This is a genomic window from Bryocella elongata (genome assembly GCF_900108185.1).
GTDB classification, from domain to species: Bacteria; Acidobacteriota; Terriglobia; order Terriglobales; family Acidobacteriaceae; genus Granulicella; species Granulicella elongata.
In genome coordinates, this window is the sequence record NZ_FNVA01000003.1 from 504502 (window position 1) to 531073 (window position 26572).

Consider the following 26572-nt stretch of genomic DNA (forward strand, 5'->3'; position numbering starts at 1 on the left):
AGTGAGTAGTGAGTAGTGAGTAGTGAAGAAACAAGGATGAGATGGAGCTGTTCGCTCTTGCCATTAGCGAGAAGCTAAGAGCTAACGGCTAGCAGCTGCCCTCACCCAACCCACTTCCTTGCATTATCGAACATGCGCTGCCATGGGCTGTTGGTAAGCGAGCGTGTCCAGGAGTGGTTAAGGCCCAGCGCGATGCGCTCGGGGTGAGGCATGAGGACGAGTGCCCGTCCGTCAGCCGAGGTGAAGCCCGCTGCGGCGTTGGCGCTGCCGTTGGGGTTCAGCGGGTAGTGCTGCGTGGCGTTGCCGTAGGTGTCGATGTACCTGATCGCGATCGTCGCATCGGGTGCGGCTGCGGCATAGCCTTCGCCGTGCGAGACGACGATGGGTGCGCGGCCGCCGACCATGCCCTCGAAGAAGAGCGAGTTGGTCGCGGTGATCTCCGCCATGCAGAGCCGCGCCTCGAAGCGTGCCGAGACGTTGCGCGTGAACAGCGGCCAGTGGCCAGCGCCGGGGATGATGGTACGCAATTGTGCCAAGCTCTGGCAGCCGTTGCACACTCCGAGGGAGAAGGTGTCCGGCCGCGCGAAGTAGGTGGCAAACATCTCGGCGAGCTTGTCGTTGAAGAGGATCGTGCGCGCCCAGCCGGAGCCCGCACCCAGCACGTCGCCGTAGCTGAAGCCGCCACACGCTGCGAGGCCCTGGAAGCGTGCGAGGTCTTCGCGCCCGCTCAACAGGTCGCTCATGTGGACATCGACGGCCTCGAAGCCAGCGCGATCGAAGCTCGCACCCATCTCGACCTGGCCGTTCACGCCCTGCTCGCGCAGGATGGCGACGCGGGGTTTGGCGAGATTCAGGTAAGGCGCGGCGATGTTCTCGTTCGCATCGAAGGGGACATCGACAAAGAGGCCGGGGCGAAGCTCGTCGTCGAGGAGCGCGAACTCTTCCGCAGCGGTGGCCGGGTTATCGCGCAGGCTTTGGATGTGGAAGCTGGTCGAGGCCCAGAGCTTGTGGAGTCCGATGCGCTCGGCGGTGTAGAGGAGATTGCCGCCCTGGAAGATGCTGACGGTGCTGTTGCAGTCGGTAACGCCAATGAGGCTGGCGCTGATGCCTGCCCCGATAAAGGTTTCCAGGACGGGCACGATGTGCTCGCGATCGATCTGGATGACGGCGCCTAGTTCCTCCGAGAAGAGAGCGCCGAGGGTGTCGCGTCCGATGTTGATCTCGAATCCGCATTGGCTGGCGAAGGCCATCTCCAACAGCGTGGCTAGCAGGCCACCGTCGCTGCGGTCGTGATACGCAAGCAGCACGCCCTCGTTGTTGAGGCGCTGGATGATTTCGAAGAAGGCCTTGAGCTTGGCGGGCTCCGGGGTGTCGGGAGTATCGCCGCTGGGGAGTCCGTAGGCTTGTGCGAGCGCACTGCCACCAAGCCGATTCTTGCCTTCGCCAAGATCGATGAGGAGCAGTGGAGAGCCATCGTCGAGCACCTGCGGCGTCAGGGTGCGACGCGTATCGCTCACCGGAGCGAAGCCCGAGACGATCAGCGAGAGCGGAGCGACCACGCTCTTCTTCTCGCTGTCTTCATTCCACGCCGTGCGCATGGACATCGAGTCCTTGCCGACGGGAATGGTCATCCCAAGCGCTGGGCAAAGCTCCATGCCCACGGCGTGGACGGCATCGTAGAGCGCTTCGTTCTGCCCGGGCTCGCTGGCTGCGGCCATCCAGTTGGCGGAGAGCTTGATGTCCGAAAGCTTGCCGATGGCTGTACCAGCGAGGTTGGTGATGACCTCACCGACAGCCATGCGGGCGCTGGCGGCGGCGTTGGTGACAGCAAGTGGGGTGCGTTCGCCGATGGCCATCGCTTCGCCAGTGGTTGCGCCGAAGGCGGTCATCGTGACGGCGCAGTCGGCTACGGGAACCTGCCAGGGGCCGACCATCTGGTCCTGCACTGTGAGGCCGCCAACCGTGCGATCGCCGATGGTGATCAGGAAGCTCTTCGATGCGACCGACGGCATCTGCAGTACGCGGGCAATCGCGTCCTCGAGCTCGATGCCGGAGAGGTCGAGCGGAGCCGTCGTCGCGCTCGTGCGTGTGAAGCTGCGCTCCATCTTGGGCGGCTTGCCGAAGAGCGTCTGCAGCGGAAGATCAATGGGACAGGGTCCAGGGTCCAGGGCCAAGGGCCCAGAAAGCGAACCCGGAGTCGTGCTGCTGCTGGAATCGGTGAGTACGAGGCGCGGTTCGTCGGTTGCATAGCCCACCACGGCGAACGGGCAGCGCTCGCGCTCGCAGATCGCTTCGAACTCCGCGAGCTTTTCCGGCGCGACCGCGAGCACATAGCGCTCCTGCGACTCGTTCGACCACAGCTCCAGCGGGCTCAGGCCGGCCTCTCCACGCGGCACCTTGGCGAGATCGAAGGTCCCACCGAGGCGGCCATCACCGCCATCCTTCACCAGCTCCGGAAAGGCGTTCGAGAGACCGCCTGCGCCGACGTCGTGGATGAAGGCGATGGGGTTGGCCTCGCCCTGCTGCCAGCAGCGGTCGATGACCTCCTGCGCGCGGCGCTCCATCTCGGGGTTGTCGCGCTGCACGCTGGCGAAGTCGAGCTCGGTGTTGCTGCTGTTGCTGGAAGAAGCCGCGCCGCCGCCCAGGCCGATCAGCATCGCTGGGCCGCCCAGCGCGATCAGCGCGTAACCGGGCTTCATCGCGCCCTTGTCCACGTGCTCGGCGCGAATGTTGCCCAGGCCGCCCGCGAGCATGATGGGCTTGTGATACCCGAAGACCGTACCGTTGTGCTCTGCCTCATACGTGCGGAAGTAGCCGCAGAGGTTGGGTCGGCCGAACTCGTTGTTGAAGGCCGCAGCGCCGAGCGGGCCTTCGATCATGATGTCCAGCGGCGAAGCGATGTGCGCGGGGCGCGAAGGCTTGCGCTCCCACGGCTGGGGCGCCTGCGGCAGGTTCAGGTTGGATACTGTGAAGCCTCCGAGGCCAGCCTTGGGCTTCGCGCCGCGGCCGGTTGCGCCTTCGTCGCGAATCTCGCCGCCGGAGCCCGTGGCCGCGCCGGGGAAGGGTGAGATCGCCGTCGGGTGATTGTGCGTCTCCACCTTGCACAGGATGTGGATGTCTTCCTCGTGCGCGCCATAGACGCGCGTCAAGGGATCGGGGAAGAACCGTCCACCGCGCGAGCCTACGATGACCGCGGCGTTGTCCTTGTAAGCGGAGAGCACGCCTTCGCTCGACTGCTCGTAGGTATTGCGAATCATGCCGAAGAGCGACTTCGGCTGCTTCGCTCCATTCACCGTCCAGTTCGCATTGAAGATCTTGTGCCGGCAGTGCTCGCTGTTGGCCTGCGCGAACATGTACAGCTCAACGTCGGTGGGGTTGCGCTGCAGGCGCTCGAACTCGGCGACCAGGTAGGCGATCTCATCCGCAGCGAGCGACAGACCCAGCGCGCGATCCGCCTCTTCGATAGCCGCTGCGCCTCGCGCCAGCACATCGATGTGCGTGAGCGGCTTCGGCTCGCGCGGCGTGAAGAGAGTACGCAGCGCAGCTTCTTCCGCGAAGACGCTCTCTGTCATGCGGTCATGCAGTGCGGGGGCCAGAGCGTTCAAGTCGCTGGCGCCAGCGATGGCAATCACGCGGCCGCGTTCGAAGCGCTGCACGGCGGTGAAGCCGGTGTTGTGCAGGATGTCCGTGGCCTTTGAAGACCACGGCGACTGCGTGCCCATGCGTGGGCCGATGTAGAGATGCTGTGCGGCGGCGATGTCTGCCAGAGCTGCCCCGCCGCCCGCTTCAAGCCCTTGCAGATCGAGCAGCTCATGCAGCCGAGACTCATTCAGTTGCGCACTCTCTGGCAGCTGCAACAGGTAGAGGTAGTGCGCGGCGACGGCCGTCACTGCGGGATCGATCTGCTGCAGCCGCGCCAGCAGCCGTGCGGCCTCAAACTCCGTCAGCGCGGAGGGGCCGGGCAGGATGCGGACGATCGTGGTCTGGGTGTCTTCCGGGGCGTGGGCGATCGCGGCAGGCATAGTCGGGCGGGTCCGTGGGGTTGGGCGGCGGGCCGCCATGCCGGTGTGAGCAGAAGCATGTACTTCGCTTCGCTCAGGATGACAAACTCTCAACAGCGTTCATGGCCCGCAGCGTGAATCCCGCCTGCGCTACACCTGCGCCGTGAGGTTCCGTTCGATCTGGTTCTGCACTTCGATCGACTGCTTCGCCGTGTCGTTGCGTGCCTTCTCCAGCGTCGCAAGATACTCCTGGGTCACGTCGCCGGTGACGTACTGGCCGTCGAAGACCGACGTATCGAAGTACGTCAGAGCAGGACAAGCTTCGGTGATCGATTCCTTCAGGTCTTCGAGATCCTGGAAGATCAGCTGATCCGCGTCGATCTCCTTCGCCAGCTCCGCGACGGTCTTGCCGTTGGCTGCCAGCTCCGAACGCGCCGGCATGTCGATGCCATACACGTTGGGGAAGATGACCGGAGGCGCTGCCGAGCAGACGTAGACATGCTTCGCGCCCTGCTCGCGTACCATCGCGATGATCTCCTTGATGGTGTTGCCGCGAACGATCGAGTCATCCACCAGCAGCACGTTCTTGCCTTCAAACACCTGTGGGATCGGGTTCAGCTTGCGGCGGATGGAAGCCTTGCGCTGTGCCTGGCCCGGCATGATGAAGGTGCGGCCCACGTAGCGATTGCGCACCAGCGCATCACGATAGGGCTTGTTGAGCCGGGTCGCAATCTCCTGCGCGGCGATGCGCGAGGTTGAGGGAATGGGCACAACCACATCGATGGGAAGATCGGCCCACTCGCGCTTGATCTTCGCGGCCAGCTTGGTGCCCATGTTCACGCGGCACTCGTACACACTCGCGCCGTCCAGAACGCTGTCGGGACGTGCAAGGTACACATACTCGAAGAGGCACGGAGCTTTGTCGCGGGCCAGCAGGCTTACGTGCTGGTGCACTTCGCCGTCCAGCGCAACGAAGAGCGTTTCGCCGGGTGCGAGATCGTGGTCGATCTTGAAGCCCGCCACCTGCAGCGCCACGCTCTCGCTGGCGACCATGTATTCCGTCTCGCCCTTGCTGTTCACGCGCGAACCGAAGATCAGCGGGCGAATGCCGTTGAGGTCGCGGAAGGCCACCATGCCCACGCCGGCCACCATCGCGATGACCGCGTAGCCGCCATGACATCGGCGATGCACCTCTTCGACCGCGGCAAAGATGTCGTACTCGTTAGGGTGGACTGCACCCCTGCGAACCAGAGCGTGTGCAAAGACGTTCAGCATCACCTCGCTGTCGGAGGTGGTGTTGAGGTGGCGCATGTCGGTGACGAAGAGATCTTCGACGATGTCGCTGACGTTGGTCAGGTTGCCGTTGTGGGCGAAGACGATGCCGTAGGGCGAGTTCACGTAGAAGGGCTGAGCCTCGGCCACCGACGCGCAGCCTGCCGTCGGATAGCGCACGTGGCCAATGCCGAAGGTCCCCAGCAGCCGGGCCATGTTACCCGCGTTGAAGACGTCCGTGAGAAGGCCGTTCCCCTTGTGGAGGTAGAACTTGTCCTCGAAGAAGGTGGCGATGCCCGCTGCGTCCTGTCCGCGATGTTGCAGCATGGACAACGACTCGTACAGCGTGTGACTTACCGGACTATTCCCGATGATTCCGACGATTCCGCACATAGTTCCTCAACAGGGTTGGGCGCGTAACGCGCACTCGAAATTGCACCGCTGGATTGGATTGCTGGGGTGCGGGAGAAGGTTCATGCCCGTGTCTAAGGATAACAGGGCGTGAACGGCCGTCCTCCCGGTCGAGCAACGGAAGCGCACCACCGCGCCGGGACTATCGGGTCTCCAGGAGCCGGATCTATAGCGCTGGGCCTGTCTTGGCTGCGAAGCATCGCTCGGCTGAGCCTGCTTTACGGCTCATGGCGGGCAATGGAATGAGTATGTTAGACCGCTGCGAAGCCCGCCCGACGAAGCGCAACTCCCACCTCGGGATTCTTCGCGAACGTCTCCCACACAAACGCCGACCGCAGGTTTTCGGCCATCAGAAGGCTGATTCCCTGGTCGATCCCGAGCACATCTGTGTCGTACCACCCCGCCTGCGGATGGAACGCATCGCAGAAGCCATAGCGTCCCCACGCCTTCGCACCGTGTTCGTCCTTCAAGGCGCGCAGCACATGCAGGCAGTCGCCGGGGACGAACGGCAGCGAGCCTGCCGCCGCGTTCGGCACGACCGAGCCGTCGATCGGTCCAAAGCCCTTTGCAATATCCGCGGGCGTTGGGTCCGGCTTCTGCGATCCCGGACCGCCCCACGCGGAGTAGCCACCCTCATAGTCCGAGGCGCTGATGCCCCAGTAGTCGTCGGTGTACGGCTTGCCCAAGCCGAGGCAGAACGCCTTGTGCGCCTTCGTCGCGATCACGGAGTTGTCGAAGTAGTTGGTGAAGGCGTCGCGCTTGCCCCGGAAGTCGAAGTACGCGTGGCTGTACTGGTGCACGAAGATGGGGTCGTTCGAGCTGATGTAGTCGAAGCCGTCGAAGTGCATGCGCGGGCGCGTCCAGGCGCTCCACGTCGCAGGATCGACGGGATGCGTGGGCGATCCCAGCGCGAGCAGGTTGATCATCATCAGCTCGCAATAATGCGCCCAGCGGGCGTCCAGGAATCCGGCTGGCTTCCCCTTCTCCGCGGGCTTCCAACCCATGGAGAACGTGTCGCCGCCGTTGAGCATCCACGGCCAGTCCACACGGTTGTAGATCTTCGTCGCCAGGTCGACGATCTCGGTGTCCTTGTGGAAGTGTGCGCGAGCCGTCAGCACGCCGCAGAGCAGCAGCGCGGTGTCGATGGAGCTCAGCTCCACATCGCTCCAGCGCGCGCCCGTGCCGATGTCGTTGAAGTGGTAGTAGAAGCCATGCTCGTGCGGCAGCTCGTTGGCGTGGAAGCGCAGCGTGCGGCGGACCTGTTCGAGGATCTTTGCGTGCGGAAGATACCCGCGCGCGTCCGCGATCGAGAGCGCGCTCAGGCCGAAGCCTGTCGCCGCGATGGAGGTCATGCGCCGCTTGTCGAGCTTGCCGTCGGTGGCCCACAACGCGCGATCCAGCACCTGCCCGTTGGTTGGGCTGCACTGCTCCACGAAGAAGAGCGATCCACTGCGCTCGAGGTCATCGAGAAAGGCCTCGTCCTGCGGGGAAAGTCGTGCCTGGCTATGCGTGTGCGGGCGCAGGGCCTGAGAAGGCAAGGCAGCGCCCACTCCGGCGGCGGCTATCAATTGAAGTGCTTGACGGCGGTGCATCGTCCGATCGTTCCTCGTTCTGTCGCTTGGAAAGGGATGAGCCGCAGCCCATCCCTTTCGGTGATTCGATACAGAGTTTCCCCTGCCAGAGAAGAGTTTTACTTGCTCACCAGCACCACGGCCATCCCATGCGCCGGGACGCTCAGGTGCAGCTCGCCGTTCTTCAGCTTCATGTGCTCGGCCGGAGCCATCGCCCCGGCCTTGCGCAGCTCAGCGATCTGCTCGCGCGAAGGCCACGCCGGGCGTCCCATCGCATCGTAGGCCTTCAACACGTTGCCGTGATCGGGATCGACGCGCAACACCTCGACGTTCGTCCCTGCATGCTCCAGCTTCAGCGTGAACTCTTTGGCCGGACCGGCGGGCTTGGCGTCAGGACCGTTCTCGGGCGTGTAGTTCGCGCCTTCTCCCGTCGGAGGAGCATAGTTCCACAGCGCGATGGCGAGGCCGTTGCTGGTCTTGGTTGCGAGCGCGGAGTCCGAGTCGACTGCAATCCGCTGGTCGCCCAGCTTGTGCAGCGCGACATAGGTGTTGAAGATCGCCTTGGGAATCTCGCGCTCAGCCATCAATCCAAAGCCGCCGTAGAACGGTGTGCGCACCACGCCCTGCTCTTCGAAGACGTCGGAGAAGTCCCACATGGCCATGTTGGAGATCAGGCCGTCGCACTGGCGGATGGTGTTGGGGAGCCACGCCGCCATGTAGGGCGAGTCGGTGATGTTGGGCTCGTTCGCGTAGCTGGCGTTGTACTCGGAGAAGATGAGCGGCAGCTTCGGGAAGGCCGACGCAGCGATTTCGTCATGCACCTTCTTCACGGAGCGATAGACCATCTGGTCGCGGGGAATGTTCTCGGTTGTGCCGAAGACATCCTTGGCGCTGTCGTTGCCGTAGACGTGTGTGGATACGAAGTCTACAGGTGCGCCGCTCTCCTTGATGTGCTCGAGGAACGGCGTGACCCAGGCGGCCTGCGCGGTGGCAGGGCCACCCACCTGGATGCGCGGCGAGACGCTCTTCAGCGCGCGTGCGGTGTGGTCGTAGAGCTCAAAGTACGTCGGCTGCTTGGGCGCGCCCATCCAGAAGTCGAGGTTGGGTTCGTTCCACACCTCGAACTTCCAGGTGCTCACCTCGTCGATGCCGTAGCGCTCGACCAGGTGCTTCGCGAAGGCCTGGATCATCGCGTCCCACTTGGCGTAGTCGGCGGGCGGAGCGACGTTGGGCCTGTACCAGAAGGCCTGGATCTGCTTGGGGTCCGAGGTCATCTTCGCCGGCATGAAGCTCATCTCGACGTACGGCCGCACACCGTTGGCGAGCAGGCCGTCGTAGATCTGATCGACGTAGGAGAAGTTGTAGATGGAGTTCTTGCCGACGGCCTCGCCCTCCTGGCCCAGCGTCTGGGCGAAGTTGATCACACGGCGATCAGGATCGTAGAGACCGACCTCATCGTTGAAGATGCCGTGGAAGCGCACCGACTGAAAGCCCGTGGCCGCGTGCACGGCGCGCAGGTCGTCGCGATACTCCTCGCGCAGCGAGAGCACGGCACGGCCCGAACCGAAGGTCTGCTCCCAGAAGTGAGGGAAAGGCTTCGCGGGCGCATTGGCATCGATGGTAAGCGTCTGCTGCGCGACAAGCGGAGCCGCGAAAGCGGCGAGGATTGCGAGGCTGGCAAATGAGAAGCGATTCATTGGTCTTGGTGTCCTTGGTCTGTAGCCATTGTGAAGCGTGTGCCGTTGCGCATCGGTCTTGAAGTGGACGGGCACCAACCCGTCCGGCAGTTGTCGAAGCGTCTCAGGGGCCGGGTCATCGCTGGATCCGCAGCAGAACGAGCGCGTTGGTCCCGAGGTTCAATGTCAGCGTGTCGCCTTCGAGGTGCAACGTCTGCGCGGGCTCCAGCGCAGAGTGCTCGTTGAGCTCCTTTACCTGTGCCGGGGTAGGGTACTGCGGTTTCCCCATGGCAGCATACAAAGCCCGCGTGTTGGAGTGCGTGTCGTCGACGAGCTGCATGGAGACTGCAGCATCGCGCGGGATGCCCGTGAAGCGCAGCCGCACGGTCTTCGCTGCAGCAGGCTTGCCCACCTCGTTGAGGTTCCACACGGCAATCGAAAGAGAGCCGTCACTGCGCCGCGTGACGATGACATCCTCCGCCTTGTTCGCGATGCGTTCGTCGCCGAGCTCATGCAGCAGAGCGTAGTCGTAGAAGCTCGGCTTGTTGATGCCCCCTGTGGCGCGCAGGCCGAACTGGCCTTCGAACGGATGCAGCGGCACGCCACCCTCCTCGAAGACATCGGAGAACGTCCAGTAACTGAGCAGCTTCACGTGGCCATCGCAGGTGCGAATGGCTTCAGCCAACGCGGGGCCGACGTACGGTGTATCGCGCAGCTCATCGCGACCGGGCACGTTCCACTCCGTCCACAGCAATGGAAGATTCGGAGTGGCAGAGTGCTCGATCTGCTGCTGCACGTGAGCGGCGGCGGCACAGGTGCGGTCTTCTTCGCGAATGTCCTTGTCGCGCAACGGCTGGTCTTTTCCGAGGAGACGGTCCACGGGCTCGTCGTCGTAGCCGTGGGTGGAGACGAAGTCCACCGGCACATTGTTCTCGTGCGTATAGGCGAGGAACTCGGGAATCCATGCGGCCGCCGCAGTCGCAGGTCCACCCACACGCAGCCTCGGCGAGACACCCTTGATCGCCCGCGCGGTGTGCGCATAGAGATCGTAGTAGCTCTCATCGCGAGGAATGCCGCCCCAGAAGTCGATGTTGGGTTCGTTCCAGACCTCGAAGTACCAGGTGCTCACCTCGTCGATGCCATAGCGCGCGACGAGATGCTGTGTGAGGTCGGAGATGAGCGCGTCCCACTTCTCCATCGACTTGGGCGGCGAGACGTTCTGCTTGTACCAGAAGGGATGCAGCGCATCGGGATTGAAGGCGAGCTTCTTCGGCATGAAGCTGATCTCGACGATGGGCTTGACGCCGCGGGCCAGCAGGCCATCGTAGATCTGATCGACGTAGGTGAAGTTGTGGATGGCGTTGCCGTGCTCGTCTTCGTTGTAGACGCCGAGCTCATCGTGAAGGATGGCGTGGAAGCGTACGTACTGGAAGCCGGTGATCGCGTGCACGGCTTCGAGGTCGTCGCGGTAGCTCTGCCGCAGCGCCAGCGCCGCGCGGCCTGAGCCAAAGCCCAGCTCCCAGAGGTGCGGGAAGGCATGGGCGGGAGCTTTGGTATCGATGACGATGGTCTGCTGGGCATCAGCCATGGCGGGCGTCGCCAGCGCGAAGGTGGCGGGCATGGCGAGCAGGGCGGCGGCGAGCGGGCGTAGCAGCGTTGTCATGGGTCGAGCGGACTTTCTGATCGGGTGTTCCTAAGCTTGGGTGGCTCGACAGGCGAGCGGGGCGCGGAGCGGTCACACGCGGAGATGACGGGTGAAGCAGAAGAGGGTGCGCCACAGTTTCGTGTCGCACCCTCTCCGGGTTGCCGGTTGAGGTTAGAAGCTGAAGCGCGCCTGCAGCGTGATGGTGCGGCCACCGAGTTCGCCGGTGTCCTGGCCAAAGTTGGCTGCCGTAATGTTGCTCGCTACGCTCTGCGGATTCAGGTTGGCAATGTTGAACAGGTTGAACGCGTCAGCGCGAATCTCCAGTCCAGCATGCTCGCCGGTGATGCGGTTATTCGGGATGCCGAAGTTTTTCGCGAGCGAAGCATCCACATCGTGATAACCCGGACCGGTGAAGGCATTGCGACCCAGGCCGGGACGCGGAGGAAGTGCCTGGTTGGGGTTCGGGAAGCCTGTACCGCTGGTTGCTTGCATCGCTGCCTGGTAGTTCGGCACGCTGAAGAACTTGTTCGAGTACGAGGTCACCGTGTTGGCCGAACCGTTCACCGTTGCGGTGGTCTGGTTCTGCGTGCCGGTGATGCCCGCAAAGTTGCTTCCGTTGACGAAGGCCTTGTTGCTATGGTCCTTGCCGCCAGCGCCGTTGTAGTACGGACGCAGATTGTAGTAACCGCACTGCGAGCAGTAGAGCGACTGGCTGATGCCGTAGTTGGGCGAGTACGGGAAGCCGGTATGCCAGTTGAAGATGCCGCTCAGCGACCAGCCGCCGACGACCTTCTCCATCCACTCATGGCTGCCGTGCCAGATGACCGGCTGCCACAGGCCGAAGGCCTTGAAGCTCTTGCCGACGTTGTAGTCCGAGCGGCCGTAGGAGTAGAGGGCGTTCTCCGGGAAGTACGGGTCCTCGTAGTAGGGTCCCGAACCGTCGGTGTCCATGCTCTTGGCCCACATGAACTGGGCATCAAGGGACAGGTGATGCACCAGCGGGTGCTTGGCTTCGAGCAGCAGGGCGTTGTTGTTGCTCATTCCCTCGTTGGTCCAGTCGTCGCCACTGGTGACGAGCGGATTGAGGGTGTATCCGTTCACCACTGCGGGCGCGTTCGGCGTCTCGTGGTTGATCAGGTGACGTCCCTGGCTGCCCTGGAAGGCCGCCGAGAGCACCAGTTCACGGTTCAGCTCATAGTCCGTGTTCAGCGAGTAGTGCTCGGTGTAGCTGGTGGGCAGGTTGCCGTGACCATCGCCGATGATGATGATGTTCGCGTTGCCGGCCGTGGGCAGGTTGGCCGAGTTATAGCTCGTGATCGTATTGGGATTGGAAGCGTAGCCGTTCAGCGAGTTGGCGCTGGAGCTGATGCCGTAGACGATTGCGCCGCCGTTCGTGCCGGGGTTCGACGGGCTTGCAAACGCATAGCTCACGTAGTTTGCCGTGGGAGGGTTGTAGCCCGAGTTCGCTGTGATCGCGATCTCTTCCTGGTTGAAGCTCAGACCATAGCCGCCACGAACGACGAGCTTGTTCTGGAAGACGCCCGGAGCCCAGTTGAAGCCGACCTGGGGACCGAAGTTACCCTTCTGCGCGTTCCACAGGTTGCCGCCCTGCGCGATGGACATGCCCGTGTACGTCGTGGAGCCCGTACCCAGCACCACGTGCGGCAGGTTGTTCTGCTTGGCGTACAGCGGGCCAAGGTAGCTGTAACGGACGCCAACATTGAACGTCAGGTTCGGCTTTACCTTGTAGCTGTCCTGAATGAATGCGCCGAAGAGGTACTCGCGGTCGTCCGTACGGACACCGCCCGGCTTGCCGGTGACGGAGTTGAAGCTGCCCGACTCCTGGTAAGGAGCGTCGTTCAGGAAGTCCCAGATGTTGTAGAAGCCGTAGGTTGGGCGCCCGATGGGGTTGTTCAGGTAATGGAGCGCAGTCAGCTCGCCACCGAACTTCACCGTGTGGCGGCCGGCGATCTTCGTGGCCGTGTCCTTGTAGGTATACGTCCACTGGTTGAGATCGCTGCCCAGCGACGTGCCGAACTGGTTCAGTGACGCGCTCGGAGCGAAGAAGGTGATGTTGTCCTGTGGGAAGCCGACCGGCTCCTGTGGATTATCGGTGATCTCGTTCCAGCGCCAGCCTGCGGCGTTGGCGCGAGCCTCGTTGAGGAACGTAGGCGAGAAGGTATGGTTCCAGATCACAGCCATCGCTTCGTTGATCTGGTTGTGGTTGAACTTGTCGTAACCGCGGGCGCCGCCGTTGTAGCTGCTGTTTCCCTGCGGAACCCAGTAAATGGTGAACGACAGACGGTCACGCGTGGTGGCATCCCAGTCGAAACGACCAGCGTACTGGCGATAGTAGGAGGTCGTCGGAACCGAGGTGGTGTAGTACGCCACATCGGCCACGCCGTCGAGTCCGCCGCCTACGCCAGGGGTCGAAGCGGTGCCGGCAGAGGTAAGATCCTGCTTGCCCACGCCTGTGGTGACGGGCGAGCCGATATCCAGGCCCTGTCCGGAGATGGTGCGGCAGTTGACTCCCTCGACAAGACCGACAGAAGCGCAGGTCTGCGTCGAGGTTGCCAGCGTACCGATTGGAGCTGCTCCCGCGAAGGTGTTGTATTGCTTGGCAATCGGTCCCTGGGTCGTCGCGCTGCGGAACGCCGAGGTCTCGTACCAACCGTTGGAGGTGGTGTTCGAGCTGTTCGGGGAAGCTTCATAGGCGAAGAAGGCGAACATCTTGTCCTTCCAGATGGGTCCGCCCAGGCTGCCGCCGTACTGGTTGAAGCGCGCGTTGTCGCGTAACGGCGTATTCGCGGTGGTTCCGGGGGCTGCACCCGACACATTGCCTGCCGCGTAGTACAGCGGGCGCTGGTAGGAGTTCAGTCCCGGCCGGTGGATCGAGAGGAAGGCGCTGCCGTGCAGTTGGTTGGTGCCGGACTTCGTGGTCACCATCGTCTGTGCGCCGGAAAAGCGGCCGTTCTCCGCGTCGTAGTCGTTGGACACGATGCGGACGTTGTCGATGGACTCTTCGGTCGGGGTGATGATCGTTGTGCCACCCCACACCGCGCTCACTGTGCTGATGCCGTCCAGCGAGATGCTGTTGGAGCCGTACTGGCCGCCGTTGGCCTGTACCTGCGGACCGTTCTCGGTCGGCGCCGCGCCTCCGTTGCCGGAGCCGCCAGGACCCTGATTGCCGGGAGCGTTGTAGACACCGCCGCCGGAGGCCTGCGCACCATCCGAGATCACGCCGGGAATCAGCTGCGACAGCGTGAAGACATCGCGGTTGAACGAAGGCGTGTGCTGGATGTCATTGGCGCTGATCGTGCCACCGATGTTGGAGGTCTCGGTATCCATCGCGGGAGTGGTCGAAGCATCGACCGTCACCGTGGTGTCAGTCGCTCCAACCTCGAGCTGAACGTTGACCGAGTTCGCCTGCTCCGGGATGAACTGCAGATCGCTGAGGACCTTGGACGAAAAGCCGGGCGCCTTCACCGTCAGGGTGAAGTGGTCGGCGGGCAGAGCATTGAAGTTGAACACGCCGCCGGAGTCGCTCTGGTGAACGGTCGTCTGGTTGTTGGCATTGTCCTTCAAGGTGAGAGTTGCGCCGGGAATAACGGCGCCCGTCGGGTCGGTAACCGTGCCCTGGACTGAGGTGCGGAACTGGGCATGGCCCGATGCTGCGCCGAACAGCAGCGCGGCTCCGAGCGGTGTGCTCAGCCACGTGCTACGAGTGATTCTCATGTTGCCTCCGAGAGTTGTGCGGTTGAAAGGCAGGCGCGGGGGAGCATGGCCGCCGGGCGCTCTGCTGCCGATCGGTAAGACCGGTTGCCGCCTTTGGGCAAACCTTTGCCTAAACCGAAACGAGTTGTACGCGCTCACTTACACCAATGTCAAGATGCTGCACGGCAGGCACCCCGGGAGGCACCTGGCGAAACTGGCTGGTACCCCACTGTGGATGCGGGGATTGCCCGCGGCGGTGCGAATTTCTCCACGCCCTGATGCCTTCGTCCAGGTTCGGGAGCCGAAAGAATGGTTTGCTGTGTCAGACTGCTCAGGTGACAGCAACTGGGAAACCCGGGGCGCCCAAGCGTCCGGCAAGTCTGCAGATGATCGCCGATCATCTGGGGCTATCCGCCGCGGCCGTCTCTCGCGTGCTCAACGGCGCGCCGGCGGCCAAGTCGATTCCGAAGCCCACGCAGGATCGCATCCTGGCGGCGGCGAAGCAGTTCAATTACCGCCCCAACGTGCTCGCGCGTTCTCTGCGTCGCGGCCACTCCATGACGGTCGGGGTCCTGCTCCCCGAGGTCTCCGAAGGCTACGCCACGCTGGTGCTCGCGGGCGTCGAGCAGGCGCTGCTGCAGGCCGGGTACGTCTTCTATCTCGTCAGCCATCATCACCAGGCGGAGCGCGTGGAGAACGCGCAGACCATGTTCGTTGAGCGCTTCGTCGATGGCATCGTCGCCATCGACACGGTGCTGGCGCGCCACACTGAGCTGCCCACCATCACCGTCAGCTGCCCGGACGAGCAGGAGGGCATGACCAACATCGTGCTTAACCATCGCCGCGCGGCCGAGCTGGCCATCGACCACCTCTCCGGCCTCGGCCACCGCGAGATCGCGTTCATCAAGGGGCAGGCTTTCAGCTCGGATACGGAACCGCGCTGGCAGGCCATTCGCCATGCCGCTTCGCGGGCGGGCATCACGGTCGATCCACTCCTGGTGGCGTCCCTCGAAGGCGATTCCCCGACGCACGAACCCGGCTACTTTGCTGCGCAGCGCCTGCTTGCCTCAGGCTCCAGCTTCACCGCGCTGTTCACCTTCAACGACGTCTCCGCGATCGGGGCGATCCGCGCGCTGCGTGAGGCTGGCCTGCGTGTGCCGCAGGACGTCAGCGTCGTCGGCTTCGATGATGTGCAGTCCGCTGCCTTCCAGAACCCCGGCCTCACCACCGTGCGCCAGCCGCTGAAGACCATGGGCATGCTCGCCGCAGAGACCCTCGTGCAACGCATCGCTGCGCCGCCGGAACACCCTGCGCCGAAGCAGCTGGTCATCGACCCCGAGTTTGTCGTCCGCGAGTCGACCTGCCCGCCAGCTCCCAGGCGAAAGACGTAGCGCAAGAGCAATCAGCCGGCCTTTCGACAAAACGAGAAGGCCGGTTGAGTTTCCGTGGGGATGGAGACCGCAGCGTTAGGAGGCCGCCGTGACTGCGGGGATCACCGTGGCCTCCGCCGTCGTCGCGTCGGCTGACATCAGGAGCCGGTCGAGGTTGTAGCCGGCCTCGGCAGCGTCCTTGCAGGCGGCTGAGACGGCTGCTTCCACACCCGCAAGCGTCACCTTCGTCGCCTTGCCGGAGACCAGCTCCAGCAGCGACGGAAGCTGCAGCCACACCAGCATCTCCTCGAACGACTCCTTGTTGAACCACGTGGCTCCGCCGGATTCATTCACCCCGGTCAGCCAGCTTACATCCGGATCGGACCAAAGCTTCGGGGCGAGCAGATCGCGCTCGCCCGCATGTTGCAGCAGGACGCGAACCCGGGCAGCCGCCCGCCACGCGTCGTTGCCTTCGAAGCCCAGCACGGCAAAGGCCTCAGCCAGCGCGGCGCGCAGCTTCAGGCGGTCGAACAGCTCCACCGGATGCGCGGGCCACGGCAGGCTGCGCAACACAGCGAAGGCCAGCGCCGGCGCCAGCGCCCGCTCCGAAGCGATGCTCTTCGCGCCAATCGGCAGCATCCTGGACACAACCGCCGGCCAGTCCGAGGACAAGCTGTGGGCCAGCGAGGGCAGAGCCGCGACCGACGCCACCCCCATGCTGCACGCGTCGTGAAAGGCAGATGCAGCCGAGGGCCGCATGCCACGAACGGTCTCGCGATGGTAGGCAGGCAGCGAGTCCACCCACCGCTCGAAGAACGGCTGTGCTGCGGCCGCGAAGGCTTGTACCCGGGCATCGATGCCCAGGTCGGCGGCGCATGTGTGCTCGTGAAGTGCCGCCGTAGCGGAGGCTTCGCCCGCAACCTCGGGCACTGCCGTTGGAGCAGGATCGTTTTCGATCATCGCCGGCTGAATCGCTTTGGCGTCCGTCTCGGTCTTATCTACTGCATCGGTCACGTCGCTGACCGGGCTGGCGGCATCAGCGGCGGAAGGAGCGTCTGGCGTCGCTTCGCTCGACGGTGTCGCGCGGGCGCTGGCCTCCAGCGCTGCTTGCTCCAGTCCAAGGATCGCATCTGCCTCCAACGCATCGCGCAGTGCCAGGTGCATCGGCTGCAGCCGCAGGCTGAACAGCGCTTCGTCGAGGGAGCTCACGCCCGAGCCCGCAAGCTGATCGCACAGGCGGCCCCATGGAGCTTCAATGGATGACCGCAGCTCGCGCCAGTCCAGCAGCACGATGTACTGGAACCCGCGCAGCGCAAAGCCGAGGCCGTGCTCGTGGATCTCCGACGCGCGACGCAGGTACTCCATACCGCTGGCGGTGTCGCGGTAGCCAAGAATCAGCTCGGCGTCGTAGGGCACGCCCAGGCCATCGGCCAGCGAGCGCTGCCGCATCTCGCCGGAGCCCTTGTCCATCGCTGCCACGGAGATGTGGATGTTGCCGTCCGTACCGGTGTAGCTGTTGTTGTAGAGGATCAGGCCGCGCTGTCCATCGCGACGGTTGGAGTACGCGAAGACGTTCTCGTTCACCGTGCCATAGCCGGTCCAGAAGTCGTACAGCACAAAGTGGTCGCTCTCCGCGAAGACCTTGCGCTGCTTCAGCAGCGGAGCCACCTCGTGCATGTGCCGCGCGATGAGGCCCTCATTGGGACGCTCGTCCATCTTTGCGGTCTTGTACTCCATGCCATAGCGCTCGGTGTAGCCTTCGATCTGCCCGTGGCCGAACATCGGCAGGCCTGGCAGCGTGGCCATCATGGTCAGCACGCCGAAGTACTTGTCGCCGGTGCCGAACTGATCGATGGCCGTGCGTTCATCGGGGTTGGACATGAAGTTGACGTAGCGCTTCAGGATGTCGGGATCGAACTCGATCGTCTTCTTCAGGTAGCTGCGGTACTTGGCGTTCTCTTCGTCGCGCAGCATGTTCATGAAGGCCGAGTTGTAGACGCGGTGCATGCCCAGCGTGCGGACGAAGTAGCCTTCGAGCAGCCAGAAGGCCTCGGCCAGCAGCAGCGTGCCGGGCACTTCGGCCGCGACGCGATCCACCACCTCGCGCCAGAACTCATGCGGCATCAGCGCGTCGAACTCCTCCTGCGACATGGCATTCTCGGCGCGCGAAGGGATCGATCCGCCCGCACCCGGAAGAGGGAACCACAGCCGCTGCACGTGGCGCTTGGCCAGCACCATCGCGGCGTCGAAGCGGATGATCGGAAACAGCCGCGCGACATACAGGATCGTCTGGATCACATGCTCGCGCACCGCGGCCTTCGAGTAGTCGAGCTGCGCGGTATCGTTCCACGCGAAGGTCGTGCCATCGTTGCCGTGGTACATGTAGCGGGTCGCGCCGTTGTTGTGATGGCGCACGCGGAAGACGACCGCCGCGTCGGTCTGATCGTAATAGTGGTCCTCGATCTTGATCTCGACGCGCGAGTCCGTAGAGAGGTCAGGACCTTTGAAGGAGTAGCTGGGGAAGGGGCTCTCCCAGCGATAGACGAACGCATCGGGATTGTCGATCACCCATGGCGAATCGATGCCCATGTGGTTCGGCACCATGTCGCTGGCCAGGCGCACGCCGAAGCGCGCCGCCTGATCGCGCAGGTGCTCATACGCGTGGTTGCCGCCCAGGTCCTCGGCGATGCGGTACTCCTTCAGCGAGTAGGCACTGGCGACGGCATCATGATGCCCGCGCAGGCGCTTGATCGTCCGCGAGGCAATGGACCGCTCCCACAGGCCGATCAGCCACAGCCCGGTGATGCCACGGTCCGCCATCAGGCGAACTTCCTCCTCCGGGATCTGGTCGAGCCGGTGGATATGGCGGCCGTACTTCTTGGAGAGCTGCTCCAGCCACACGTAGGTGCTCTTGGCCAGCAGCACGACGTTGGGCATCCACGCCTGGTCGGCGCTAAAGGCCTCGTACTCGTTCAGCGGCGCCTGGTAGTCGGCGGCGTAGCGGCGCACGCGGTTGCCCTGCGCGTCGGTCGTCCACATCTCGTCGTCGAAGCCGACGTACTCGTCGCCGACGAAGCCTTCGTCGCCACGCCCTGGAGGCCCATGGCGGTACCAGTCCGGCGCCGGCGGATGGAAGAGGGACCAGATCGCGAGGTCCTCCTCGCGCAGCGTGTCGATGGCCAGCAGCACGCGCTTCAGGTCCGCTCCCAGCACCTTCGACCAGCGCTCGCGGATGAAGTCCAGCTGGCCGGTGAGCGAGTCCGGCGACTGCAGGAACGGAGCGCACAGGGTCTCCAGCAGCGTGGCTTCCTCCAGCTTGGGGCGCGTCACGAAGTACTCCGGCAGCGCCGCCGTCACTTCCTTGTACTTCGTGGCTTCCTTCAGCTGCTCATCGTTGAAGAGCTCGCGGAAGGGTTTGAACGCCGGGTTCGCGTTGGCTAGCCACAGCATCAGCAGCTCTTCGAAGGCCGCCTCGCGGTTGGGCATGCCTTCGGTGGTGCCCTTCAGCCACTCGGTGGCGGTCAGGTGCTTGCGATAGACCGCGACGTTGGGGAACTGCTCGGTGAAGATCAGCAGGAGCCGGTCGAGCTCCTTCTGCCCGGCCTCGGCGCTGCCCAGGGTCGTGCCCAGCGTCTTCGCGAAGAAGGTCATCGCCTCGCTCAGCACAGCGGGGTCGACCTCCTTGCGGTACTTCGCCACCAGCGCATGGTTCAGCTCGTCGATGAGGCCCATCGCGAACAGCGCCCCGGCGTGCACCATCTTGTCGGGGTCATTCGCCGGGTTTCGCACCTCGTTGAGCTGCTGGGCGAGCTTGCGGCTGGCCGCAACGTTGGCGAACACGATGTTCCCGGTGTAGCTGAAGAGCAGGTCGTCGAGCTGAAGCTGATCGCGGATCGAGCGTGCGATGTGAAATTCCATGCTGGCCTCTTGTTTCGATTGAGCGGCGGTACGGCGGCGTTTGAGCCGCGAAGAAGAGTGCGCGGGCTGCGGTGCAAGGATACTGCGATGCGGCGCCGGCGTCCTGACCGGAAGACAAACTTGCGAAAGGCGAAAGTGACCACACCACCGGGAGAGCCCGAAACGCGTGGAGCCCGGGTTCCCCTGTTGCCTTGGATGATAGATGCACAATCCGCGTTCAACCGTGACCACCCGGATTCTCCGGGTCTTCATCGTAGCGGCCGATCCAACCGCGGCAGGCGCCAGCCCCGTTCACTACGCAAACCATCACAACCTCATACATTCCTTCAGGGCGACATTAGATACTGGGTTCGGAGAACGCATGCGCCCGCACCTCGCCAGCCTCATTGAGGACTTCCGCCGCCACGCCGACCAGCGCGCCGGGGAAACCGCCGTGGTGGAGCATCGCGGCGTGCGCCGCTATGCCACCACCTATGGTGAGCTGGCGGACCTCGCCGGGCGCGTTGCCGCCGAACTGGATCGCCGCGGAATCGTCCCGGGCGACCGCGTCGTCCTCTGGGGCGCGAACTCGGCCGAGTGGGTCGCCAGCTTCTTTGGGTGTCTGCTGCGCGGCGTGCTCGCCGTGCCGCTCGATGCGATCGGCACCCCGGAGTTTGCCGCCCGGGTGATCGCCGACGTGCAGCCGAAGCTCATCGTCGGAGACCGCGAAATGCTTGCGTCGCTCACGACCGGCGTCCCAACGCTCGTCCTGCGCGATCTCCGCGAGAACACACCGGCTGCGCCTTTGTTCGACGTCAGCGACGCCGTCACGCTCGACGCTCCCTTCCAGATCGTCTTCACCTCCGGCACCACCAGCGAGCCGCGCGGCATCGTCCACACCCATCGCAATGTGCTCGCCAGCCTCGATCCCATCGAGCGCGAGATCGCGAAGTATCGGCGCTACGAGAAGTACGTTCATCCGCTGCGCTTCCTGCATGCCGTGCCACTCAGCCACGTCTTCGGCCAGTTCATGGGGCTGTGGATCCCAGCGGTCCTCGCAGCCGAGATCCACTTCTCCGACCAGATGGAAGCTTCGCGCGTCGTCGAGCTGCTCAAGCGCGAGCGCATCTCCGTGCTCATCGCGGTGCCTCGCGTGCTGGAGCTGCTGCGCGCGTATCTCCTCGCGCGATACGAAGGCCTCGCCGCACAGCTGGCCACGGCAAAGTCCTTGCCCGCGTGGAAGCGCTGGTGGATCTTCCGGCGCGTGCATCATGCGCTGGGTTTCAAGTTCTGGGCGGTCATCTCGGGCGGCGCCAAGCTGCCGCGCGAGCTGGAGGAGTTCTACAACCGCCTCGGCCTGGCGCTGGTGCAGGGCTATGGCATGACCGAGACCGCCGCGCTGGTCACTTTGAACCATCCCTTCCACGTTGGAAGAGGCACGATTGGTAAAGCCCTTCCGGGCCGCGAGGTCAGGCTCTCCGACGAGGGCGAGATCCTGGTGCGCGGCGACGTCATCAGCCGGGCAACATGGCAAGACGGGGGCATGCGGCAGAGGGAAGACGAGTGGCTCGCGACCGGCGATCTCGCCGCGAAGAACGACGCCGGCGAGCTGCAATTCCTGGGCCGCAAGGGCGACGTCATCGTCACCGCGGCAGGCATGAACATCCATCCTGCCGACCTCGAGACCGCGCTAGCCGAACAGCCCGGCGTGCGCGCCGCGGTGGTCGTCGCGTGCGAAGGCGCAAATGGAGCCGAGCCCGTCGCGACAGTGCTGTTCAACGGCAGTGATGCCGAGCTCGAGGGCGCTGTGGCCGGCGCCAATGCAGGCCTTGCCGACTACCAGCGCCTGCGCCGCGTCCTGCGCTGGCCGGAGCTCGCGTTTCCGTATACATCGACCGGCAAACTGCTGCGCCGTAAGGTCGCCGCGTGGGCCTGCACGGAGATCAGCGGATCACGCCGCGCGACGAACACTGCGCACGTCGACGAACTCGCCGCGATGATTGCCGAGATCATCGGCGAGACGCCCTCGCGCACGGACGATGCAACGCGCCTCAGTGAGGACCTTCGCCTCGACAGCCTCGGGCGTGTGCAGCTGCAGTCCGCACTCGAGCAGCGGCTCGGCGCCGAGATCGATGATGATGCGATCGCCAACATTGCAACGCTGGGCGAGCTGCGCGCGCTGATTGCGGATGCGTCGGAGCTCTCCAACATCCCAGCACCAACCGTCCGCCTCGTGCCTGAAGACCTCACACCTCGCACCTCTACAGAAAAACAAGCTGTAGAGGTGCGAGGTGCGAGCGGGCAAAGTGCGAGTGCTCCTGTTCCGGCGCTGCCCGCCGCGAACAAGCGCAGCGATGCGATGATCTACCCGCGCTGGCCGTGGACGTGGCCTGTTCGCTTGCTGCGCGTGCTCTTCCTCGAAGGCGCGATGCGCCCGCTGGTCTGGTTCCTTGCTGCGCCACGCATCGTCCCGGCAAGATCAGCGCTGCCGCAAGGGCCGGTGCTGCTCATCGCGAATCACGTCTCGGCATACGACGCTGCACTCGTCCTTGACGCTCTGCCTGCGCACCTCCGCCGCCACGTCGCCTGCGCCATGTCCGGCGAGATGCTGGTCGATCTCCGCAAGGGCCGCAACCAGCCCATCAAGCTGCTGCAACCGTTCGCGCCCATGGGTTACTGGCTCATCACGGCACTGTTCAACGTATTTCCGCTGCCGCGTCATCGCGGCTTTCGACGCAGCTTTCAGCATGCGGGAGCAGCGATGGACCATGGGGACTCTGTGCTGATCTTTCCGGAAGGCACGCGCAGTGCGACGGGCGAGCTCGCGCCGTTCCGGCAGGGCATCGGCCTGCTCGCGCGCGAGGCCAATGTGCCGGTAGTGCCCATCGCCCTCATCGGTCTCGGCGCAATGCGCCAGCGCCGACAGGCGACCGGGAATGCAGGCTGGTTCCGTTCCGGCACGCTGGAGATTCGTGTCGGCGAGGCCTTGTATAGCAGCGAAGACGACGACCCTGCCAGCATCACCGCGCAATTAGAGTCTGCGTTGCGAACATTGATGCAATAGGATTCGCGCGGCGCCAACACACGTGCGTTCATCGCGCCGGACAGGCGAACACAGAGCGCAACGTGATAAAAATGATGACAGGACGTGCGTTTACAGATGCTGTGTGAGCCCTTCTACGATCCGGCCAGGTCCTACCTCGAAAACTTCGATCATGGCCCCTTTGGAGGCTTCGCCGATGGCGCAACCCACGTGGATGCGGGCGAGCCCGAAGCCGCGTTCCTTGGACACAAGGTCTATCTCCCCATCGGCATTCCTGCTGGTCCGCTGCTGAACGGCAACTTCGTAAGAGCCGCGCTGGACAAGGGCTTCGATCTTCCCGTCTACAAGACCGTGCGCACGCGCCGGTACGCTTCGCACGCATGGCCCAACGTTCTCGCCGTGCATCCCGAAGGCGACCTGAAGGCTACGCGCGAGACCCTCGTGGCCGATGAGAACTACACCTCGCCGATCTCCATCACCAACTCGTTTGGCGTGCCTTCATTCGACCCCGAGTACTGGCAGCCCGATATGGCTGCCGCAGTCGCGCACGCCAGGCCCGGACAGGTCGTCGTCGCGAGCTTCCAGGGAACGAAGTCCGATAGCGGTGGCGTTGAGGCCTACATCGAGGACTATCGCGTGGGCGCGCGGCTCGTGAAGGAGACCGGCGCAAAGATCTGCGAGGTCAACTTCAGTTGCCCGAATGAAGGCACATCGAACCTGCTGTGCTTCGATATCCCCCGCGCCGCGACCATCGCTGCCGCCATCAAGGAAGTCTTCGGTGACGATGTGAAGCTGGTGACCAAGATGGCGTACTTCGCCGATCAGGAACAGCTCGCAAGCTATGTGCGTGAGGTCGGCTCGATCGTCGATGGCGTCTCCGCGATCAACACCATCTCCGCGGAGATTGTGGATGCGAACGGCAGGCAGGCATTGCCCGGCGAAGGCCGTCTGATGAGCGGCGTCTGCGGCGCTTCGATCAAGTGGGCCGGCCTTGAAATGACCGCGCGGCTCAAGGCGCTGCGCGAAGAGATGAATTTGAACTTTGCCATCGTGGGTGTGGGCGGCGTATTGAACGCAGCGGACTTCGAGGCCTATCGTCATGCCGGTGCAGATGCCGTGATGAGTGCGACAGGCGCGATGTGGAATCCGCAGCTTGCAATCCAGATCAAGATGGCCCAACGAGAGGAACGCGCATGAGCTTTGAGGTAGCGCAGGCACTGGTTGCCATCGGCGGGGTTGGCTTCAGCCCCGCTGCGCCCATCACATTCAAGTCCGGCATCGTGTCGCCCGTGTACTGCGATAACCGCCGCTTTCCGTTTCATCCTGCCGAGTGGGCGAAGGTCATCAAGGCCTTCGAAGCCGTGCTCGCGAGCGACAACGTGAAGCTCGACGTCGTGGGCGGCATCGAGGCCGCAGGCATTCCTCATTCAGCCGCCCTCGGCTTCGCGATGAAGACCCCTTCCATCTTCATCCGCAAGGAGGCCAAGGGCCATGGCGCGAAGAAGCGCGTCGAAGGCGGCGATGTCTCCGGCAAGCGCGTCGTGCTGGTCGAAGACCTCGTGACAACGGGATCCAGCAGCTTGTCCGCCGTGGAAGCGCTGCGTGCCGAAGGCGCCATCGTCACCGACTGTCTTGCCATCATCTCCTACGGCTTTGCAGAGGCTCGTGAGAACTTCGCCGCAGCCGGCGTTACGCTGCATGCGACGACGACCTTCGAGGAAGTTCTGAAGGCCGCGATCGAAGCGGGCCGGCTTACCGAACCCGATGCCGAGATCGTGCGCGACTGGCTGCGGGATGCCAAGGGCTGGGCTGCACGCCATGGCTTTGCCGCAACGGCGCAGGGAGCGTCCGTATGAGCGCCATCGCCGCCAAGTACGCACGCCGCGTCGCCGCCATCAAGTCTCTCGTATGTGTCGGCCTCGACAGCGAGCAGAGCAAGTTGCCTGCCCGTTTTCAGAAGGAGTCTGAACCGCAGTTCGCGTTTAATCGCTGGATCATCGACCAGACCAAGGAGTTCGCAGCAGCGTACAAGCCCAACACCGCGTTCTACGAGTCGCGCGGGAGTGAAGGATGGCGCGAGTTCGAGCGCACCCTGGCGTATATCCAGCGCGTGTGCCCGGATGCGGTGACCATCTGCGACGCCAAGCGCGCGGATATCGGCAACACCAATCGCGGCTACGTCGAAGGCATCTTCGATCGCATCGGCTTCGACTCCATCACGCTGCATCCATACCTCGGCGGCGAAGCTCTTGAGCCTTTCCTCGCGCGTGAAGACAAGGCTGCGATCATCCTTTGCCGCACCTCGAATCCCGGCGCGAGCGACGTGCAGGACCTCATCGTCACCGACAGCGAAAAGTCGGTGCCTCTGTGGGAGTCGGTCGCGAACAAGGTAAACACCGAGTGGAACAAACGCGGCAACTGCATGCTTGTCGTCGGCGCGACCTATCCCGAAGAGATGCGCCGCATCCGAGCCATTGCGCCGGAGATGACCTTCCTCGTGCCCGGCATCGGCGCGCAGGGCGGCGATGTGAAGGCCGTCATTGAAGCGGGTCTCGACGCGAACGGTGCAGGCCTCATGATCTCCGCCTCGCGCTCCATCCTCTTCGCCCCCGAGCCAGGCGTTGCAGCTCGCGCACTTCGCGACGAGATCAACGCCGCCATCGCGGAAGCCATGGCCCAGCGCGAGGGGGCAACCGATGCTGCGCGTTGAAGGCACGATCGTGAACCATGATCGCGTCTACAACGGCGCGGTAGAGATCGACGAGGTCACCGGCCTCATCGTCAATGTTGGCGAGGCCACCGGCCACAGTGACATCGACACGAAGGGCTGTCTCATCTTCCCTGGCTTTGGCGATGTGCACATCCACGCGCGCGAGGATTCAAGCGGCCTCGAGAGCTACAAGGAAGACTTCACCACCGTCGGTCAGGCCGCTCTGCAGGGCGGTGTGGCGCATGTCGCGGACATGCCCAACAACCGCATCGCTCCGGTCGACGATGCGCGTTACGAAGCCAAGGAAGCCCTCGCCGCGAAGTGCGCCGTGCATGTCACGCTCTACGCCGGCATCGGTCCGCACACGCGTCCACTTACGCGCCACGTGCCCTACAAGGCCTTCATGGGCCCGTCCGTGGGGGACCTCTTCTTCTCCTCGCAGGAGGAGTTGGAGCGTGCGATCGGCTTCTACCGCGGCAAGAACGTCAGCTTCCACTGCGAAGACCCCGTCATCCTCAACGAGAGCAAGGGTGAACCCACGCATGAGCAGCGCCGTCCCGCGCGGGCCGAGCTGACAGCCACAGAGTTCGCGCTCTACCTCATCGAAAAGTATGAGCTGCAGGGCAAGCTTTGCCATTACTCCGTGGGGCAGGGCCTGCCGAAGATCGCGGCAGCGAAGGCGCGCGGCCTGCGCGTGACCTGCGAGGTCACGCCGCATCACCTCTTCTTCGATACGACGGATCTCACTGACGAGAACCGCCCCTGGCTGCAGATGAATCCGCCGCTGCGAGCGCCGGAAGACCGCACCGCGCTGATCGAAGCGCTGCGTAACGGGCTCATCGACTACATCGCGACGGACCACGCGCCGCATACGCACGAGGAGAACGCGAAGGGCATCAGCGGCGTGCCGCACCTCGATACCTACGGCGCCTTCGCCGCGTGGCTCATCAAGGAGCACCACTTCACGCCGGAGCAGATCGCGCGCGTCTGCGCCTTCAACCCCGGCAACTTCGTGCGCGAGTTTCTGCCTGCCGATTGCGGCGAAGGCTTCGGTGTCATCGCTCCGGGCTATGTGGGTTCGCTCACCCTCCTCGACATGGAGACGCCGTGGACGGTGCAGCGCGAAGAGGTGAAGACCAAGTGCGCGTGGAGCCCGTTTGAAGGCTTCACCTTCCCCGGCCGCGTGCGTTCCACCGTGATTCGCGGCAAGGTGCATGGAGTCGCAAGCTAGCGATTGAGTCGTTTCCGAAAAGCAGGTCCTT

13 protein-coding genes are annotated in these 26572 nt (G+C 64.0%); 6 read left to right on the plus strand and 7 right to left on the minus strand.

The features are described from left to right. Positions 1-101 precede the first annotated feature (101 nt). The 6 genes from purL to C4S68_RS11350 all read right to left on the minus strand — a co-directional run bounded on the left by purL (position 102) and on the right by C4S68_RS11350 (position 14311). On the minus strand, positions 102-4022 hold the full coding sequence (gene purL / locus C4S68_RS11325) for a phosphoribosylformylglycinamidine synthase (protein ID WP_103933153.1): 3921 nt from the start codon (positions 4020-4022) through the stop codon (positions 102-104). A 129-nt stretch (positions 4023-4151) separates the two neighbouring features. Further along, the gene (purF, locus tag C4S68_RS11330; protein ID WP_103933154.1) at positions 4152-5666 is read right to left on the minus strand and encodes an amidophosphoribosyltransferase; all 1515 of its coding nucleotides are present in this window, start codon (positions 5664-5666) and stop codon (positions 4152-4154) included. A 269-nt stretch (positions 5667-5935) separates the two neighbouring features. Then, positions 5936-7222, minus strand: a complete 1287-nt coding sequence (locus C4S68_RS11335; protein ID WP_235011529.1) for a glucoamylase family protein — start codon at positions 7220-7222, stop codon at positions 5936-5938. A 152-nt stretch (positions 7223-7374) separates the two neighbouring features. Then, complete coding sequence (locus C4S68_RS11340; protein ID WP_103933156.1) at positions 7375-8952, minus strand: GH39 family glycosyl hydrolase; 1578 nt, start codon at positions 8950-8952, stop codon at positions 7375-7377. A 115-nt stretch (positions 8953-9067) separates the two neighbouring features. Beyond that, on the minus strand, positions 9068-10594 hold the full coding sequence (locus C4S68_RS11345) for a GH39 family glycosyl hydrolase (protein WP_103933157.1): 1527 nt from the start codon (positions 10592-10594) through the stop codon (positions 9068-9070). Positions 10595-10747: 153 nt separating this feature from the next. Continuing rightward, positions 10748-14311 (minus strand): TonB-dependent receptor, encoded by a 3564-nt coding sequence (locus C4S68_RS11350; protein WP_103933158.1) that lies wholly within the window; start codon positions 14309-14311, stop codon positions 10748-10750. A gap of 365 nt (positions 14312-14676) precedes the next feature. Between C4S68_RS11350 and C4S68_RS11355 the strand changes: the two genes are divergently transcribed. Continuing rightward, entirely contained in the window at positions 14677-15681 is a 1005-nt protein-coding gene (locus tag C4S68_RS11355; protein WP_235011530.1) for a LacI family DNA-binding transcriptional regulator, read from the plus strand. 75 nt (positions 15682-15756) lie between these two features. Here C4S68_RS11355 and C4S68_RS11360 read toward each other — a convergent pair whose 3' ends face one another. Further along, positions 15757-19578 carry an alpha-amylase family glycosyl hydrolase gene (locus C4S68_RS11360; RefSeq protein ID WP_103933160.1) on the minus strand — a complete coding sequence of 1274 codons (3822 nt, stop codon included), beginning with the start codon at positions 19576-19578 and terminating at the stop codon, positions 15757-15759. 361 nt (positions 19579-19939) lie between these two features. Here C4S68_RS11360 and C4S68_RS11365 point away from each other — a divergent pair, with 361 nt between their 5' ends. From C4S68_RS11365 to C4S68_RS11385, 5 genes are all read left to right on the plus strand, one after another. Continuing rightward, entirely contained in the window at positions 19940-22621 is a 2682-nt protein-coding gene (locus C4S68_RS11365) for an AMP-binding protein (RefSeq protein WP_103933161.1), read from the plus strand. Between the two features lie 96 nt (positions 22622-22717). Continuing rightward, positions 22718-23797, plus strand: coding sequence for a beta/alpha barrel domain-containing protein (locus tag C4S68_RS11370; protein WP_103933162.1), 1080 nt, complete (start codon positions 22718-22720; stop codon positions 23795-23797). After that, positions 23794-24456, plus strand: a complete 663-nt coding sequence (gene pyrE, locus C4S68_RS11375; protein WP_103933163.1) for an orotate phosphoribosyltransferase — start codon at positions 23794-23796, stop codon at positions 24454-24456. Before C4S68_RS11370 ends, pyrE begins: the two co-directional genes overlap by 4 nt. Next, positions 24453-25310 (plus strand): orotidine-5'-phosphate decarboxylase, encoded by an 858-nt coding sequence (gene pyrF, locus C4S68_RS11380; RefSeq protein WP_103933164.1) that lies wholly within the window; start codon positions 24453-24455, stop codon positions 25308-25310. Before pyrE ends, pyrF begins: the two co-directional genes overlap by 4 nt. After that, positions 25297-26541: an amidohydrolase family protein gene (locus tag C4S68_RS11385; protein ID WP_103933165.1), complete on the plus strand. Its 1245-nt coding sequence runs from the start codon at positions 25297-25299 to the stop codon at positions 26539-26541. Before pyrF ends, C4S68_RS11385 begins: the two co-directional genes overlap by 14 nt. The last annotated feature ends 31 nt before the right edge of the window (positions 26542-26572 follow it).